Origin of the sequence: Bradyrhizobium sp. OK095 (genome assembly GCF_900109945.1) — a bacterium.
Taxonomy (GTDB): domain Bacteria; phylum Pseudomonadota; class Alphaproteobacteria; order Rhizobiales; family Xanthobacteraceae; genus Bradyrhizobium.
Window position 1 is genome coordinate 39,579 of the sequence record NZ_FOBX01000022.1, and the last position, 16,157, is coordinate 55,735.

Below are 16,157 nucleotides of genomic sequence, written 5' to 3' on the forward strand. Positions count from 1 at the left end.
CGAGAGAAGATCGTCATGCCCGGGACAGGCCCGGGCATGACGGAGTGCGCGGTTCCATCGCATCCCCATCATCGCCCCCCCCCGCAAACGCTTTGTTAACCATAACCGGTGCATCACTTGAGCTGTCTCGTTCCGAGGGATAGGTCCGGTGCCAGTTGCACGCGCGTTTCGATGGTCGATCTTGGCAGCGTCCCTGGCAGCGTCCGCCGCGCTGACCCTTGGCGGCTGCATGCAGACCGCGGGCCCCGTCGCATATGTGCAGCCGCGCCCCGATCTCGATTCGATGGCCTATGGTCAGCCCTACGGCGCGCCGCAACCGGTCGTCGTTGCCAACAGCGGCGGTGGCGCCATCGCCGCGCTCAGCAATTCCTTTGCCTCCTCGCCCGCGCCGATGCCGGTCGGCTACGCCGCGCCGATGCCGGGGCCGGTGCGTTACGACGCCTCCTACCATCTCGACGCCGGCGACAAGCTGCGCGTCGTCGTCTACGGCCAGGAAGGTCTCACCAACAGCTACGCCATCGACGCCGGCGGCTCCATCACCATGCCGCTGATCGGCGCGGTGCCCGCGCGCGGCCGCACCACGGCGGGCCTTGCCGGCGAAATCGCCGCGCGCCTGCGCAATGGCTATATCCGCGAGCCTTCGGTCGCCGTCGAGATCGATTCCTATCGCCCGTTCTTCATTCTCGGCGAAGTGTCCGCGCCCGGCCAATATCCCTATGTGCCGAACATGAGCGTCGAAAGCGCCGTCGCGATCGCCGGCGGCTTCTCGCCGCGCGCCAAGCGCGACGTCGTCACCGTCACGCACACCGAAGCCGGCGGCTCCATGCGCGCCGTCGTCCCGCTCGGCACGCCGCTGGCCCCGGGCGACACCGTGTTCGTCGGCGAACGCTGGTTCTAGCTCACCGCCTGAAGTCGAGCCGCCCGTTCGGAAAACATCCGTCGATCCTGATGGCATCGACCACGTGGCCAACCCATGGCCGCGTGATCGCAGGATTGGTCAGGTTGATGTACTTCCCGATCAGGCGCGCGCCCTCGCGCGCAGCATCGATCAGCCCGTGCCGGCGGCCATTGTCCCAATCGAAGCGCAGATAGATGCGCCCGCCCGCGACCCGCACCTCCGCGCGCCCGTCTTTCCATGCCTCCGGCGTATCGCCGGCGATCGTTGGATCGGCGCCGCCATTCCAGCGGCTCGCCCAGACGCCTTCGAGCGGATCGGACGGCGCGGCGATGGAGGCCCATGCCGCCGCGTTGATGTCAGCCGCATCGCCGGCAAGCATCGCCGTTGCGGCATAGTCCATGACGTCAGCGTCATCAGGCCCGGGCACGTCCCTGGCGCCGAACGGATTGCGGATGACGATGTTCGTATTGGCCTGCTGCATGACGATCTCCCGGCGTGAGTTGGCTTGATCAGCCAGCTCTATCGCCGGGCGTCAGGGCGCGGCCACCCGATTCCCGCTCTCTCCTCGTCATTCCGGGCGCGCGGAGCGCGAGCCCGGAACGACAGTGGTGGCTACTTCAAATGCTTCGCGAAAAATTCCAGGCTGCGTGGCCAGGCGATGTCGGAGCTGGTCTTGTCGTAGCTCGGCCGCTCGTCGCAATGAAAACCGTGCTGGGCGCCCGGATAGATGAAGATTTCGACATCCGGCCGCTTCGCCTTGACGGTCTCGACGTCGGTCAGGGGAATGCCGGCATCCTTCTCGCCGAAGTGCAGTTGGGTCGGCACTTTCGGCTTCTCATCGGCGAAGCGCACGACGGCGCCGCCGTAATAGCCGATCGCGGCCTTCAGGCCCGAGAGCCGTGTCGCCGCAACGAAGGCGACGCTGCCGCCGAGACAGAAGCCGATGATGCCGACCGGGCCGACGCTTTTCACCGCGTCGATCGCGGCCTGCGTGTCGCGCAGCATCGCCTCCCAGTCGGGGCTGGCGACGAATTTTCGCGCTTCGGCGATCTCGTCGGGCGTGTAGCCCGACTGGAAGTTCGGCGACGTCCGATCAAAGATCGACGGCGCGATCGCGACGTAGCCCTCGCCTGCGAGGCGGTCGCAGACCGCGCGGATGTGGTGATTGACCCCAAAAATCTCCTGGATCACGACCACCGCGCCCTTCGGCGTGCCCGAGGGATCAGCGCGATAGGCGCCGAGCTGGAAATTGTCGGATGCCGTCAGTTTGATGTCTTGTCCCACGCGGGTTGTCCTTTTTTTACGACGAACTCTAGTCTCTGCTCAGGATGAGGGGAAACACCTCACTCCCACATCCAGTTCTCGCCGTAGTCTTCCTTCCATCCCGCCAGCCGTCCGTGACGGAATTGCAGGAACAGGCGGTGGCGTGAGGGGATCAACCCGCTGCCGCCGAGATTACGCAAAGCGAGATAGATCTCGTTGCCGGGACGCCCGCGCACATATTGCAGCTTTTGCCCCAGCGCCCGCGCGGTCTGCCCGGCATCCATGCCGAAGGCGAGCGGCGTGTTGTTGGACAAGGTCGTGACAAAAGGCTGGCGCGGCGGCATGCCGCCGAACGGCTCTGCCTGCGCAGACATAGAGAGCAACACCGCGCCCGCAGCCAACATCGCCCGCTTCATTGCCTGTGTCCTCGTCCGGCCGTCCTATCCCGGCAAGTTCTTCAGGAAAGGCTCGACCGCGTCAACAAAAGCCTTGGGCTGATCGATATTGACGGCGTGTCCGGCGGCGGGGATCACGACTTTTTGTGCGCCGGGGATTTTTGCGGCCATGTAGTCGGACGCAGCGAGGAACGGCGTGTCGTCGGCGCCGACCACGATCAGGCTGGGCACCTTGATGTCGGGCAGCAGCTCGATCACGCGCGCATCGCGCTGGGTCAGCATGCCGCGCGCCGCGAGCGCCAGGCCCTTGGCGTTGCGATGGCTGGCGGCGGCGCGCTCGCGCGTCGCCGATTTCAGCATGTCGAGGCCTTCGCGATCGAGCTTGTCGGAGGTCGCAAGCGCCCGCGCGTTCCAGGCCTCGCGCGCGTCGTCCTTCTTGAAGCCCGGGCCGGTGTCGATGATCAGCAGCGCGCGAGCGCGGTGCGGATAGGCGCGATAGAACGCGAGCGACAGGTAGCCGCCGAGCGAGAGCCCACCGATGATGGCGCGCTCGGCGCCGACCGCATCGAGGATCGCCGCCATGTCGTCGACCGTCAGCGCTTCGCTATAGGCGTTGGGATCATCTGGGTAATAGGACTGGCCGTGGCCGCGCATGTCCCACAAGATCAGCTTGTGGTCTCTCGCGAGCGCATCGACCTGGCCATGCCACATCGCCGAGGTCGAGGAGTAGCCGTGGGTGAGCAGCAATGGCGGCCCGTTGCCGTGGACCTCGTAATAGATTCCGACGCCGTCCCGATCGATTTTTGGCATTCCACCCGCCTTTATTGTTCTGGTTCCTCGATCATCCTAGCCCGCAAGGTTACTCGGAGGAAACCGTCGCGGTCGCGATGGTACGCATGCCTGGAGCGCTTCTGTTGCGTTCAGTCACTGCATCGGTGCTGTTGTCGCAACGCACAACACTGAGCTGCCGAGATAGTTTCGATCGATTCCAAATTGCATTTGCCTCTGGCTACGAACGCGATCATTCTTGCGATCAAGGTGGGCGCCGGCCCGGTGGGCGTCCGCCATTCAAGTGTTGCCGCCGTAAGCGGCTTCATGCACCGGCAGGGGAAGACGCCTATGCCAACGCTCACCATCAACGGGCGGAGCATGCCCGTGGATGCGGCAAACGACACGCCGCTCCTTTGGGCTATCCGCGAACAATTGCAGATGACCGGCACGAAATTCGGCTGCGGTGCCGGGCTGTGTGGTGCCTGCACCGTGCACGTCAACGGCGAAGCCGTGCGCTCGTGCCAGACCATGGTCGGCGATGTCGCCGGCAAGAAGATCACCACCATCGAAGGCCTCGCTCCCAAGGGCGATCATCCGCTGCAAAAGGCGTGGATTGCCGAGCAGGTGCCGCAATGCGGCTACTGCCAGTCCGGGCAGATCATGCAGGCAGCGTCGCTGCTGGCGAAGAATTCCAATCCGACCAAGGAAGAGGTCGTCGCGCATATGGACGGCAATCTCTGCCGTTGCATGACCTATTCGCGGATCCAGAAGGCAATCATGCGCGCCGCCACCGAGATGCGCACTGCATCCGCCGCCGGCAACGAGCGGAGGCCCACATGAACAAGCACGTGAAGACCATCACGTCAGAGACATCAGATCTCAGCCGCCGCTCCTTCCTCGTCGGCACCGCCGCGACGGGCCTCGTGCTCGGCTATGCCGGCGTGCCCGGCATCGGCGAGGCGCTCGCTGCGCCGTCGAATTTCGAGCCGAGCGTCTGGTACGCGATCGCGCCCGATGGTTTGGTCACCGTGACCTGCGGCAAGGCCGACATGGGCCAGCACATCGCTTCTACCATGGCGCAGATCGTCTGCGAGGAGCTGGGTGCGAAGTGGAGCGACATGCGCGTTGCACTCGCCTCCAACGATCCAAAATTCAACGATCCCGTGCTGGGCGCGCAGATCACCGGCGGCAGTTGGTCGACCATGATGAATTTTGACGCGATGAGCCGGGCCGGTGCAGCCGGACGGATGGCGTTGACGGAGGCCGCCGCCGCGGCCATGGGCCTGCCGCCATACTTCAAGGACCAGCTCGTTGTTCGCGACTCCATGGTCTCGCACCCGAAGTCGAAGAAGCAGATGAGCTTTGCCGACATCGTCAAGAGCGGCAAGGCGACCAAGACCTTCACGCCGGACGAGTTGAAGGCGATCAAGCTGAAGACGCCGGATCAATACACCATGATCGGTGTGTCGGTGCCGCAGCTCGACATCCCCTCCAAGACCAATGGCACCGCCAAATACGGCATCGACGTGATGATTCCGGGCATGGCCTATGGCGCGGTGGTGACGCCCCCGGTGCGCTACGGCGCCACGGTGAAATCGGTCGACGACTCGGCCGCGAAAAATGTGCCGGGCTTCATCAAGGCCGTCATCCTCGACGACAAGACCCAGACGACGTCGGGCTGGGTGGTCGCGGTGGCGAATACCTATGCCAACGCCAAGAAGGCGGCAGCGGCATTGAAGATCGCCTATGACGGTGGTCCAAATGCGAAGGTGTCGAGCCAGTCGTTGCTCGATGAAGCCAGGCGGCTTCAGAAGCTCGACGATTCCGGGCAGTTCTTCGTCAAGGACGGCGATCCCGCGGCTGCCCTCGGCACGGCGGCCAAGGTGCTGGAGGCGGAATACACCACCAGCATCAACATCCACGCGCCGATGGAGCCGATGAACGCCACCGCAGAGTTCAAGGGCGACATCCTGCACATCTATTCCGGCAACCAGTTCGCGACGCGCTCCGGCGCGATTGCGGCCGGTGCTGCCGGGATCGATCCAAAATTCGTGGTGATGCACCAGATGTGGCTCGGCGGCGGTTTCGGCCGCAGGCTGGATGCCGACATGATGGTGCCAGCTGTGCAGGCGGCGAAGGCGATCGGCAAGCCGGTGAAGGTGATCTACACGCGCGAGAACGACATGACGATGGATTTCTCGCGTCCGCTTACCTACCAGAAAGTGAAAGCCGGTGTTGATGGCGACGGCAAGCTCGTTGCGCTCAGCCACGACGTGGTCTCGGCCTGGCCGACCCAGCGCTGGGGAATCCCTGATTTCCTCACGCCCTCGGTCGACAAGAAGGGTCCGCTGGATTCGTTCACGGTGAACGGGTCGGACTTCTTCTACACCGTGCCCAACCATTATGTGCGGGCGATCAAGAACGAGATGGCGCACAACGCCACCCCGTCGGGTCAGCTTCGTTCGGTGGCGCCGGGTTGGACCTTCTGGGCGGTCGAAAGCATGATCGACGAGATCGCGGCTGCGACCGGCAAGGATCCGGCGCAATACCGCATCTCGCTGCTCGACGGCGCCGGCAAGAACGACGGTGGTGCGCAGCGGCTGCGCAACACGCTGCTCGCCGCGATGGGCTTGGCCGGCTACGGCACCAAGAAGCTGCCGAAAGGCGAAGGCATGGGCGTCGCCTGCGTATCATCGCAGGAGCGCGCGACCGCGAGCTGGACGGCTTGCGTCGCGCATGTCGCCGTGGCGCCGTCGGGCGAAGTGACCGTGAAGAAGCTCACGGTCGCAACCGATGTCGGCACGCAGGTGCATCCTGACAACATCCGTGCCCAGGTCGAGGGTGCGGCGATGTGGGGCCTGTCGCTGGCGATGTACGAAAAGGCGACGCTGAAGGACGGTGGCATCGAGCAGACGAACTTCGATAGCTACACGCCCTTGCGCATGAGCCAGGTGCCCGAGGTCGCAATCGCCGTGATCGCCAATGGCGAGAAAGCCACCGGCGTCGGCGAACCCGCGGTGACGGTGATCGCCCCGGCCATCGGCAACGCCATCTTCAATGCCAGTGGTGCCCGCGTCCGGGCGCTGCCGATCACGGCCGAAGCCGTGAAGAGCGCGATGAAGGCGTAAGGCGCGGCTGCGACTGTGACGTGATCCGCCGGAGGGCAACCTCCGGCGGATTTTTTGTCGTCTGCCAATCCAGCGCTTACGCGATCAAGGAATAGCTCGTGCTGCGGCCACCAGCAGCGTCCTTTTGCAGGATGCCTTGGCCAATCAAGTCTTCAATGTCGCGGGCAGCGGTCGCTTGCGACACCTTGACGATTTGCGCCCATTTGGAAGACGTGAGTTTTCCTTCGAAGCCATCGAGCAGGCGGTTCAACATGAGGCGCTGGCGATCGTTGAGCGGCTTTGTGCCATGTTGCTTCCAGAACCGTGCCTTGTGCAGCACGTTTTCGATGATCGTTTCGGCGCCGTCGAATGCGCGATCGAGGCAATCGAGGAACCATTGCAGCCAGCCGGTGATGTCGAGCGTTCCGCGCTGGGTTTTTTCGAGAATGTCGTAGTAGGCGCTTCGCTCTTTTCGGATCTGGGCCGACATGCTGTAGAAACGTTGCTCACTTTGCTCCGAGCGCGCCAGGGACAGATCCGCGATCGCGCGCGCAATGCGGCCATTACCGTCCTCGAACGGATGGATGGTCACAAACCAGAGATGCGCAATCGCGGCCTTGATGACCGGATCTGATTCCTGACCGGCGTTGAGCCAGTCGAGGAACGCGCTCATCTCGTTCTCAAGCCGCTTGGCGGCGGGTGCTTCGAAATGGACGTGTTCGCGGCCGACTGGTCCGGAGACGACCTGCATGGCACCGGATTGGTCGGTGCGCCATCCGCCGACAACGATCTTCAACATGCCGCTCCGCCCTGTCGGGAAGAGGGCGGCATGCCAGCCGAACAGCCGCTCGGCGGTGATAGGTTGATCGTATGCCTGGGTCGCGTCGAGCGTCATGTCGACGACGCCCTCGACGTTTCTTTCAGCGGGCGTGAGAGCGCCGATATCGATGCCGAGCCGCCGCGCCAGCGAGGAGCGGACCTGTTTGCGGTCGAGCATCTCACCTTCGATCTCGCTTGATTTGACGACATCCTCGGTGAGCGTCTGGAGCGAGGCTTCCGCCCGCAAATCGAAGCCGAGACTTTCCATCCGGCCGAGCAGGCGGCCCTGCTTATGGCGCACCTGTGCCAGGCGCGCGGCGAGCTTGTCTGCGCTCCACCGAAACGCTGGCCAGTCGGCTGTCTCGTGGATGTAGGTCATATTCTCTGCATCTTATGCGGAGAATATAGGGCTCATTCTCGTCACCGTCAAATTATTCTCGTCATTTTCTGAAGAGAATATGGCTATGCCGCTACTGTGCATGGGGTTGTTTTCGCGATTTTTCTTGGAGCCGTCGCGACCGGCAAAACCCTAAAATTGAACCCAATTCCGCAAGCTTCCCTTGAGCACGCCTCTTAAGGGCCAGAGAACCTGATCCGGCCTAGGCTGACACCAAATCCAGTCCCGTGCTTTTGGGGAAGCCATGAACGCGCCAGCCAAATCCGCCGTCAAACGCCGGCTTCTGCTCGCCTCCGACCGGAGCGATGCGAGCGGCGAACTCGCCAGCATCCTGAAATCGGTGGGCGACGTTTCGACGGTGACGACGCAGGAGATTCCCGAGCAGCCCTCGCGCGATCTCTCCGGTCTCGTCGTCGACATCAATCTGCGCGCGCCCGAGAGCGTGCAGCGTGTGCGTAACAAGTTGCGTGGCGATGCCTATCGCACGATGCCGCGGCTGTTCGTGCTGGCCGATGCGCTTCATCACGGCACCATGCAGGCTTGGGCGCTGGGCGCCACCGACACGATCTCGCGGCCGCTCCAGCCCGAGGACATCCTCCAGCGCATCCGCGCTGCCTTCCCGGACACCGCGACCTATGACGCGACCGATCGCGGCAAGACGCTCAACCGCGGCGTCGAGGCGGCGCATGCGGTGCTGAAGAAGATGTTCGAGAAGCTGCCGCTCGGCGTACCCCTGACCTTCGACGACGTCATCGCCGCCGAGAGCAAGATTTTGAAAGCGATCAAGCACTCCTCGCTGCGCGAATGGCTGACGACGGTCGGCTGCCACCATGTCGGCAGCTATCGTCACTGTCTGTTCGTCACCGGCTTTGCCGTCTCCTTCGCGCAGCATCTGGGCATGCGCGAGGACGACCAGCGCCGCCTGACCCGCGCTGCGCTGCTGCATGACGTCGGCAAGGCCTTCGTTCCCTCCGTGCTGCTCGACAAGCCCGGCAAGCTCACCGACGAGGAGATGGCCGAAGTCCGCCAGCATCCGCGCCGCGGCTATGACGCGCTCGCAGCCCAAGGCGGCTTCCCGCCGGAGATGCTCGACGTCGTCCTGCATCATCACGAATTCCTCGACGGCACCGGCTATCCGAACGGTCTCTCGTCGAACCAGATCAGCGACATCGTGCGGGTTACGACCATCGTCGACATCTACGCTGCCCTGGTGGAGAAGCGCGCCTACCGGATGCCCTTCACCCACTCCCGCGCCTTCGCGATGATGGAAGGCATGGGCAACAAGCTGGACCAGCAGCTGTTGCAGGCGTTCAGGCCGGTGGCGCTGGGGTCGTTCTAAGCGGCGATAGTAGGGTGGGTTAGCGAAGCGTAACCCACCACGCTTCCGCGTTTGCCGGACGAAGTTGGTGGGTTACGCCTTCGGCTAACCCACCCTACGACTTACCCCAGCAACTTCCTCAACTCCGCCTTCGCCACCTTCTCCAGTGTCGAGCGCGGCATGTCGTCGACGAACCTGATCTCGCGCGGCACCTTGAAGTCGGCGAGGCCCGTGCGACAGGCGGCCATCACGCTGTCATGCAGATCGGCCGCAGCGCCCGCGACGCCGCCATGCGGGATGATGAAGACGACCGGCACCTCGTCCAGCATCGGATGCTTCTGCGCCACCACCGCCGCCTCGCGCACACCCGGCACCACCGCAATCACCTGCTCGATCTCGGACGCCGCGACGTTCTCGCCGCCGACCTTCAGCATGTCTTTGGCGCGGTCGCCGAACTTGAGGAAGCCGTTTGTCAGACGCTCGACGCGGTCGCCGGTGAGAAAGAAGCCGTGCTCGTCAAAACTTTCGCGCGTCGCCGTCTCGTTGTGCAGATATTCGGCGAACAGCGACAGGCCGGGAACACCCTTGATCGAGAGATTGCCGGTGTCGCCGATTTCGGTCGGCCGTCCGTCATCGTCGGTGATGCGGATCTGATATTCGCTCGCGGCGCGGCCGATCGACATCGGGATGTTGGGCTGGTCGACCTCGCCGATGATGCCGTGGGTGATGGTCTCGGTCATGCCCCACCAGCCGATCATCTTGATGCCGAACGCGGCAAACGGCGGCGGCTCGTTGATCGCGGTGCCCCACAGGCGGAATTTGTGGTCTTTCGGGATCTCCTGCTCGAGCAGCGCCTTCATGCAGAACGGAATGGTCGAGGTCCAGGTCGAGCCGTGCTCGCGCGCCACGCCCCAGAACCTGCTTGCCGAGAAACGCGGCTGGATCACGCAGGTGGCGCCAACCCACAGCGTCGCCAGCATGGAATAGGCCAGCGCATTGGTGTGGAACAGCGGCAGATAGACCTGGTGCACGTCGCCGGCGTGCAGGTCCTCATGCGCGGCGTTGATCTTGGCGCCCCACAGCGCGTTGGCGTGAGTCCAGAGCACCGCCTTCGGGCGTGACGTCGTGCCTGACGTGTACTGCACGCTGCACGGTGCGAGTGGATCGGTCGCGCGCTGCGGGCGATCGGCGCTGTCGGCAAACAGGGATTCAAAACTGTCGCCGCGTGAAACCGTCTGCTGGGGCGCCGCGCCCGCATCATGCGAGGTCACCGCCATCCAGCGGATGTTGCGGCAGTTCTGCGCGACGATCTCGGCATAGGCCGGCTGTGTGATCGCAGCGATGGCGCCGCAATGATCGGCAAAATATGCGATCTCGGCCGGCGCCGAGCGGGTGTTGGTGGTCACCGCGATGGCCCCTAACTCGACGCAGGCAAACCAAGCCTGCAATGCCTCAATGCAATTGTCGAGATGAATGAGCACGTACTCACCGGGCTTGACCCCGCGCCTGACCAGCCCCGCCGCGAGCGCGCCGACCCGTTCGTGAAACTCGCCATAGCTCCAGCGCCGCGCCGGCGCGTCGAACGGCGCCCAGATCAGGAACGGATGATCGCGCCGAACCTCGGCGCGCATCCTCAAGAGCCAGGGTACGTCGAGCCCATCGAACGGGCCTACGATTCCGGCTGAGGTTTGTTTGATGGCCATGTGTCCTCCCGCGCAGCCTGCATCTTGATGGCGGCTGTCTTCGGATGATTGCGTCTTCCTGCCATCGGATGGCGCGGGACGCAAATGGACGCGTCAATCCTCGTACGACGAAATCTCGATCAGGCTGCCATCCGGGTCCCGGCAATAGACCGAGCGCAGCGTGCCGCGGGCGCCCTGCTTGGGAACCGGGCCTTCCTCGATCGCGACGCCATGTGCCTTCAAATGCGCCACCACCTCGTCGGGCGCGGCGGAGGTCAGGAAGCACAGATCCTCGCTGCCGGCGGTCTGATGGTCCGCGGTGAACCATTCGACCTTGTCGGCATCGCGCGGCCGGACGTTGATCTTCTGGTTACCGAATTGAAGAGAAGTCCGCGGCGCTTTGTCGCCGCCGGGCTCGAATACCTTGACTTCCATGCCCAGGATCTTGCGATACCACTCGGTGGTCACAGGGACGTCGGCGACGTTGATCACGAGATGATCGAGAGCTTCGACCTTGACCGGCATGCCTTATCCTTTCGTCGTGATGCGCGCCGCACACTATCCGCCTTTGGCAAGCTTTGTTACAACCGCAATGACGCCACTTTCAAGATATCCGGCCTTCAAGAACAACGCTCGTTGAAGAACAACACTGGGAGAACCCTTGAGATGATCACTCGCCGTAACGCGCTGGGCCTGCTTGCCGCCACGCCTCTTGCAGCCAGCCCGCTGTCGAAAGCCTTTGCCGCCGACTATCCGTCCCGGCCGGTGAAGTTCGTGGTCGGCTATCCCCCGGGCGGCGCCACCGACATTCTGGCCCGGTTGATCGGCCAGCGGCTGTCGGAAAAGTTCGGCCAGCAATTCGTGGTCGAGAACAAGCCGGGCGCCGGCAACAATATCGGCACCGAATCCGTCGTCAACGCCGAGCCCGATGGCTACACCGTGCTGCTGGTCAATCCGGCCAACTACATCAACTCCACGCTCTACACCAACCTCAAGTTCAACTTCGTGCGCGACATCGCGCCGATTGCCGCGTTCCAGCGCGTGCCGAACGTGATGACCGTGAACAAGGACGTGCCGGCCAAGACCGTCGCCGAGTTCATCGACTATGTGAAGGCCAATCCCGGCAAGGTGAACATGGCCTCCTCCGGCAACGGCACCTCGGTGCATCTGTCCGGCGAGATGTTCATGGCGATGACCGGCTGCAAGATGCAGCACGTGCCCTATCGTGGCGCTGCGCTCGCGATCACCGACATGCTCGGCGGCCAGGTGCAGGTGATCTTCGACAACATGCCCTCGATCATCCAGCACATCCGCTCCGACTCGCTGCGTGCGCTCGGCGTCACCACGGCGCAGCGTTCGCCGCAGCTCCCCGACGTGCCCGCGATCGGCGAGACCGTGAAGGACTACGAGGCGAGCGCGCTGTTCGGCATGGGTGCGCCGAAGAACATGCCCAAGGACATGATCGCCAAGCTGAACACCGAGATCAACGCGCTAATGAAGGAGCCCGACATGACCAAGCGCCTGGTCGAGCTCGGCGGCGATCCGTTGGTGCTGACGCCGGAGGCCTTCGGCAAGGAGGTCGAGGCCGAGACCGCGAAGTGGAAGAAGGTCGTCGAGTTCGCCGGCCTGAAGGTCGAGTAGCGATCTTGTGATGGCGAGAAACGGAGCCCTGCCATCAGGCAGGGCTTTTTTCTTGCGTGGTCTGTTCCGTTGATCTGGAATAAAACGGCGCGGCGAAACCTGATGATAGATGGCGCCGTATCTCGCGCCACCAAGAGAGGAGTTGGGATCATGCGCAAGACGCAATTGGCGCTGCTGACGCTCGGTGCGACGGTCCTTGCCGGTGTTGCCACCGTCACACCCGCCGCGGCCCGCGACTATCCCTGGTGCGCCCAGGGCGGCGGATATGACTATCCCGGCGATTGCACCTACAGCACCTATGAACAATGTCAGGCCAGTGTGTCGGGCCGGCTCATGGCGTGCGGATCCAATCCGCTTGTCGCCTACGGGCAGGCGCCGCAGCCGCAGCCTCAGCCACGCCGGCGCGCGCGGCACGTTGCGCCGTACTAGCCGCGCGCCTTCAGCGCTCTGACGATCGGGCCTTGTCCCGATCAAATCGTCGTGCAGGCCTGCGTACGCGGGTTCCTGCTTGACGCGCTGCTGCTTGCGCCTAGACTAAACCATATGGTTAAGTATCAGGGCGAGGCCCTCGACCGAACCTTTGCGGCGCTCTCTGATCCGACGCGGCGGGCACTTCTGGCCCGCCTCGGCGAGCAGGACAGCCTGTCGGTGAGCGAGCTGGCCGCACCGTTTCCGGTCTCGCTGCCGGCGATCATGAAGCATCTCGACGTGCTCACGGATGCAGGCCTGATCGTGCGCGAGAAGACCGGGCGCACGGTGGTTTGCCGGCTCACCGCGCAGCCGATGCAACAGGCGGTAGGCTGGCTCAATCACTACGCGCAGTTCTGGTCCGACAATCTCGATCGTCTTGCCGCCTTCGTGGAGGAAGAGACATGGCCAACGCAGCCGTCAACACCAATCCCACAGCCGAACCACCAGGCCTTGAACGTCCAAGCCTTACGCTCACGCGCCGGCTCCGCGCGCGGCCGGAAAAAGTCTACGCCGCCTGGACGCAAGCCGCGCAGCTGATGCGATGGTTCGGGCCGCCGAACATGACGCCGGCGACGCTGAATGCCGAGCTCGACGTTCGCACCGGTGGCCGCTACCGCATCAGCTTCACCCGCGATGACGGCGAATATTTCGAGGCAGGGGGCACCTATCGTGAGGTCGTGCCGAACGAGCGTCTTGTGTTCACCTGGGCCTGGCACTCGACGCCGGAGCGTGAATCGCTGGTGACGATCACGCTGAAGCCGGACAGCGACGGCACGCTGATGATCTTTCATCACGCCCAGTTCTTCGACGAGACCGCGCGCGACAACCACCAGCGCGGCTGGGCCTCATTCTTCGACAAGCTCGATGCCTTCGTCGCCTGACACCATGAGCCGCAGGCGGCGAAGGAGACGTGCTGCCACGGGTGAGGGGATTTGGCTCCGGTAAGGATGACAGGATTGGCAGCGTCGCCTCTCGCTACCTCTTCGCGTCCGCCTGCTCCGTCGCGTTGCACGAGATCAACATCGTATACGGCCGCGCGTTGCCGGCGATGTCGGTGGTCTTGAGCTCGGCCTTCGGCTCTGCCGTTTGGTACGGCACCACCGAATTGTCGAGGAAGTCGCGCAGTGCGCCCGTTTTGATGGCGAAATTGATGTTCTCAGGAATATTGCCGGTCGCCGCGACAATACGGAGGGCGTCCACTTTTCCGGTGACCACGCCCACGACTTGGCCGGTGTTGTCGAACAGCGGGCCGCCGCTATTGCCGGGCTGCACGGGTGCGCTGATCTGCAGAAAGCGCGTGTCGTTGCGAATGCCGCTGAGCGAGCTCACGATACCGGTCGTCACCGTGAAGTCCGAGGTCAGCATTCCATGATAGGGGAAGCCGATCGCGATGATGGAATCGCCCGAGCGGATCGAACGGTCGCGGATTCGGACGAAATCTTTGAATGTCGTGGTCGACGGCGCTTGCAACAGGGCGAGGTCGTTGTTGGCATCGCTCGACACGACGCGCAAAGTCACCGCCGCCTCGCCGGTGAGGTTACCCTTGATGTCGCCAGCGCAACCTTTGATCACATGGTTGTTGGTGACAACGTGTCCGTTGGGACTGACCACGAAACCGGTGCCAAAGTAGCTTTCAGCCCGTCCCTGTTTGGGAGCGGAAGGCGCGCCTTGCTTGTCGGCAGCCACTGTGGGTTTAGCCGCGACCTTGGTGAAGTCGCCGGCCTTGTCGAGCCCGTCGGCTTTCACCTTGGTCACGCAATTGGCCAATGCCGCGATTACGGGGCCGGTCGAGGTCAGGTCGAAGTTCAGGACCGCGCGGCCGGCCGTCGCCACCATCAGGCTCGCCTTCTGAAACGCGCGCACCACGTTGACCGGCATGATAGCCGTGAGCATGTTGGGCTGGTACGCCGTGGCGTACAACCTGGCTTGCCCCTGCCCGTCAAAGGTCACGTCGATCGCGGCATTCTCGCCCTTGTCGAACTTGTAGCTGGGACTCGCAAAGGCGAGCGACCATGTGCCGGCGGCATTTTGGCTGACGACGAGGATGACGCCATTCGCATAAGGCGTCGTCGCCGCGCAATGGGAGAAAGCGCCCGTCGCGTCATTGCTGAAGGCGCCGCCGATCCAGTTGCCGACATTGACGGAGCCGAACGGGCCCTTTGCATGCGCCATTCCCGCGATGCTGACTTGCAACAGTGACGCAACGACCAATGACTTAAGCCACATACTTCCCCCCGGAACGCCTTTGCATCCATCTTATCCGTGGGAGGAGGTGCGGCGCAACCGGCAGTTGTTCGCGCGAGGGCGGCTTTCCGGCTTGCCTTTACTTTGCGATGCGATATACTTTGCAATACAAAGTAACGGGGTGGGCAATCCCGGACAATTGGGCGGAGCGGGGCTTTGGCGTTGCCGATGCGCGATCTCGACAAGGCACTGGCGGACATTGGGGCGATCCGCAGCCAGATTGCGGCAGGCACCGCGTTCCGCGGCTACGGCCCGGCGACGATGGCGGCGACCGGCGCCGTCGCGCTTCTCACCGCGATCCTGCAATTCTGGCTGCTCGGCGATCTCACAAGCGAGCCGCTCGGCTTCTTCTTCGGCTGGCTCATTGCTGCTACGCTTTCCGGCCTGATCATCGGCATCGAGATGCGCGCGCGTTCGCGCCGCCATCATTCGGGTCTGGCGGATGCCATGATCCACCAGGCGGTCGAGCAGTTCCTGCCCGCCGGCGTTGCCGGTGTGCTGCTTGCGGTGGTGATGTGGAAGTTCGCGAGCGAGACGCTGTGGTTGCTGCCGGGCTTGTGGCAGATCCTGGTGTCGCTCGGCATCTTCGCCTCCGTCCGTTCGCTGCCGCGCACCGTCGCACTCGCGGGCGCCTGGTATTTCGTTTCCGGCTTCGCGGTCGTCGTGCTCGCGAGCCAAACCCACACGCTATCGCCATGGACCATGGGGCTGCCTTTCGTGATCGGGCAGTCGGTGATGGCGGGCATTCTGTATTTCGCGTCCGGAGACAATGATGTCGAAGACTGACAGCGCGCCGTTCTCATATGAAGGGCTCGACCGCGTGATTCACGAGAAGGCGAGGCTTGGGCTTCTGACGTCTCTGATGGCGCATCCCAAGGGTCTTGCGTTCGCCGATCTCAAGCAGCTCTGCGGCCTCACCGACGGCAATCTCAGCCGGCATCTCGCCGTGCTGCAGGAAGCCGGGCTCGTCGAGGTGACTAAGGGCTATGAGGGCAATCGCCCGCACACCAGCTGCCGCCTGACCAAGGCCGGCCGCCGCCGCTTCCTCGACTATCTCGCCGTGCTCGAGCGGCTGGTGCGCGACGCTGCGAAAGCCGCCGGTCGCGAGGCGCCGTCGCTCGGACGCCTCGGCATCATCTCGACCTGATCCT

The 16,157-nt window shown here is 63.8% G+C and carries 18 protein-coding genes; 10 read left to right on the forward strand and 8 right to left on the reverse strand.

All coding sequences use genetic code 11. The features are described from left to right. Positions 1-148 precede the first annotated feature (148 nt). Positions 149-898, forward strand: coding sequence for a polysaccharide biosynthesis/export family protein (locus BMW89_RS35485; protein ID WP_092034980.1), 750 nt, complete (start codon positions 149-151; stop codon positions 896-898). Between the two features lies 1 nt (position 899). Here the strand turns inward: BMW89_RS35485 and BMW89_RS35490 are convergent, their stop codons facing one another. From BMW89_RS35490 to BMW89_RS35505, 4 genes are all read right to left on the reverse strand, one after another. After that, on the reverse strand, positions 900-1,379 hold the full coding sequence (locus tag BMW89_RS35490; RefSeq protein WP_092034981.1) for a hypothetical protein: 480 nt from the start codon (positions 1,377-1,379) through the stop codon (positions 900-902). Positions 1,380-1,510: 131 nt separating this feature from the next. Next, a complete protein-coding gene (locus BMW89_RS35495; protein WP_092034982.1) occupies positions 1,511-2,182 on the reverse strand; it encodes a dienelactone hydrolase family protein in 672 nt (223 codons plus the stop codon). 59 nt (positions 2,183-2,241) lie between these two features. Further along, a complete protein-coding gene (locus tag BMW89_RS35500; RefSeq protein WP_092034983.1) occupies positions 2,242-2,577 on the reverse strand; it encodes a hypothetical protein in 336 nt (111 codons plus the stop codon). A 24-nt stretch (positions 2,578-2,601) separates the two neighbouring features. Further along, positions 2,602-3,366 carry an alpha/beta fold hydrolase gene (locus tag BMW89_RS35505; protein ID WP_092034984.1) on the reverse strand — a complete coding sequence of 255 codons (765 nt, stop codon included), beginning with the start codon at positions 3,364-3,366 and terminating at the stop codon, positions 2,602-2,604. A gap of 309 nt (positions 3,367-3,675) precedes the next feature. On the opposite strand from BMW89_RS35505, the gene BMW89_RS35510 reads away from it, so the two are divergent. Then, on the forward strand, positions 3,676-4,167 hold the full coding sequence (locus tag BMW89_RS35510; RefSeq protein ID WP_092035020.1) for a (2Fe-2S)-binding protein: 492 nt from the start codon (positions 3,676-3,678) through the stop codon (positions 4,165-4,167). Beyond that, positions 4,164-6,455 carry a xanthine dehydrogenase family protein molybdopterin-binding subunit gene (locus tag BMW89_RS35515; protein WP_092034985.1) on the forward strand — a complete coding sequence of 764 codons (2,292 nt, stop codon included), beginning with the start codon at positions 4,164-4,166 and terminating at the stop codon, positions 6,453-6,455. Before BMW89_RS35510 ends, BMW89_RS35515 begins: the two co-directional genes overlap by 4 nt. 76 nt (positions 6,456-6,531) lie before the next feature. Here the strand turns inward: BMW89_RS35515 and BMW89_RS35520 are convergent, their stop codons facing one another. Further along, positions 6,532-7,632, reverse strand: a complete 1,101-nt coding sequence (locus BMW89_RS35520) for a Fic family protein (RefSeq protein ID WP_092034986.1) — start codon at positions 7,630-7,632, stop codon at positions 6,532-6,534. Between the two features lie 262 nt (positions 7,633-7,894). Between BMW89_RS35520 and BMW89_RS35525 the strand changes: the two genes are divergently transcribed. Further along, the gene (locus BMW89_RS35525) at positions 7,895-8,989 is read left to right on the forward strand and encodes an HD-GYP domain-containing protein (protein WP_092034987.1); all 1,095 of its coding nucleotides are present in this window, start codon (positions 7,895-7,897) and stop codon (positions 8,987-8,989) included. A gap of 101 nt (positions 8,990-9,090) precedes the next feature. On the opposite strand, the gene BMW89_RS35530 is transcribed toward BMW89_RS35525, so the two are convergent. After that, positions 9,091-10,671 (reverse strand): AMP-binding protein, encoded by a 1,581-nt coding sequence (locus tag BMW89_RS35530; RefSeq protein ID WP_092034988.1) that lies wholly within the window; start codon positions 10,669-10,671, stop codon positions 9,091-9,093. Between the two features lie 93 nt (positions 10,672-10,764). Then, the gene (locus BMW89_RS35535) at positions 10,765-11,175 is read right to left on the reverse strand and encodes a VOC family protein (protein ID WP_092034989.1); all 411 of its coding nucleotides are present in this window, start codon (positions 11,173-11,175) and stop codon (positions 10,765-10,767) included. Between the two features lie 141 nt (positions 11,176-11,316). Here BMW89_RS35535 and BMW89_RS35540 point away from each other — a divergent pair, with 141 nt between their 5' ends. From BMW89_RS35540 to BMW89_RS35555, 4 genes are all read left to right on the forward strand, one after another. Beyond that, complete coding sequence (locus BMW89_RS35540; protein WP_092034990.1) at positions 11,317-12,291, forward strand: Bug family tripartite tricarboxylate transporter substrate binding protein; 975 nt, start codon at positions 11,317-11,319, stop codon at positions 12,289-12,291. Between the two features lie 150 nt (positions 12,292-12,441). After that, positions 12,442-12,720 carry a DUF3551 domain-containing protein gene (locus tag BMW89_RS35545; protein WP_092034991.1) on the forward strand — a complete coding sequence of 93 codons (279 nt, stop codon included), beginning with the start codon at positions 12,442-12,444 and terminating at the stop codon, positions 12,718-12,720. A 114-nt stretch (positions 12,721-12,834) separates the two neighbouring features. Continuing rightward, on the forward strand, positions 12,835-13,299 hold the full coding sequence (locus tag BMW89_RS35550) for an ArsR/SmtB family transcription factor (protein WP_177196550.1): 465 nt from the start codon (positions 12,835-12,837) through the stop codon (positions 13,297-13,299). Next, positions 13,299-13,643: an SRPBCC family protein gene (locus BMW89_RS35555; RefSeq protein ID WP_244547769.1), complete on the forward strand. Its 345-nt coding sequence runs from the start codon at positions 13,299-13,301 to the stop codon at positions 13,641-13,643. Before BMW89_RS35550 ends, BMW89_RS35555 begins: the two co-directional genes overlap by 1 nt. A 94-nt stretch (positions 13,644-13,737) precedes the next feature. Here BMW89_RS35555 and BMW89_RS35560 read toward each other — a convergent pair whose 3' ends face one another. After that, positions 13,738-14,988 (reverse strand): S1C family serine protease, encoded by a 1,251-nt coding sequence (locus BMW89_RS35560; RefSeq protein WP_092034993.1) that lies wholly within the window; start codon positions 14,986-14,988, stop codon positions 13,738-13,740. A gap of 186 nt (positions 14,989-15,174) precedes the next feature. On the opposite strand from BMW89_RS35560, the gene BMW89_RS35565 reads away from it, so the two are divergent. Continuing rightward, positions 15,175-15,792 (forward strand): hypothetical protein, encoded by a 618-nt coding sequence (locus BMW89_RS35565; protein ID WP_092034994.1) that lies wholly within the window; start codon positions 15,175-15,177, stop codon positions 15,790-15,792. Beyond that, positions 15,779-16,153: a transcriptional regulator gene (locus BMW89_RS35570; RefSeq protein WP_177196551.1), complete on the forward strand. Its 375-nt coding sequence runs from the start codon at positions 15,779-15,781 to the stop codon at positions 16,151-16,153. The genes BMW89_RS35565 and BMW89_RS35570 overlap by 14 nt, the downstream gene beginning before the upstream one ends. The last annotated feature ends 4 nt before the right edge of the window (positions 16,154-16,157 follow it).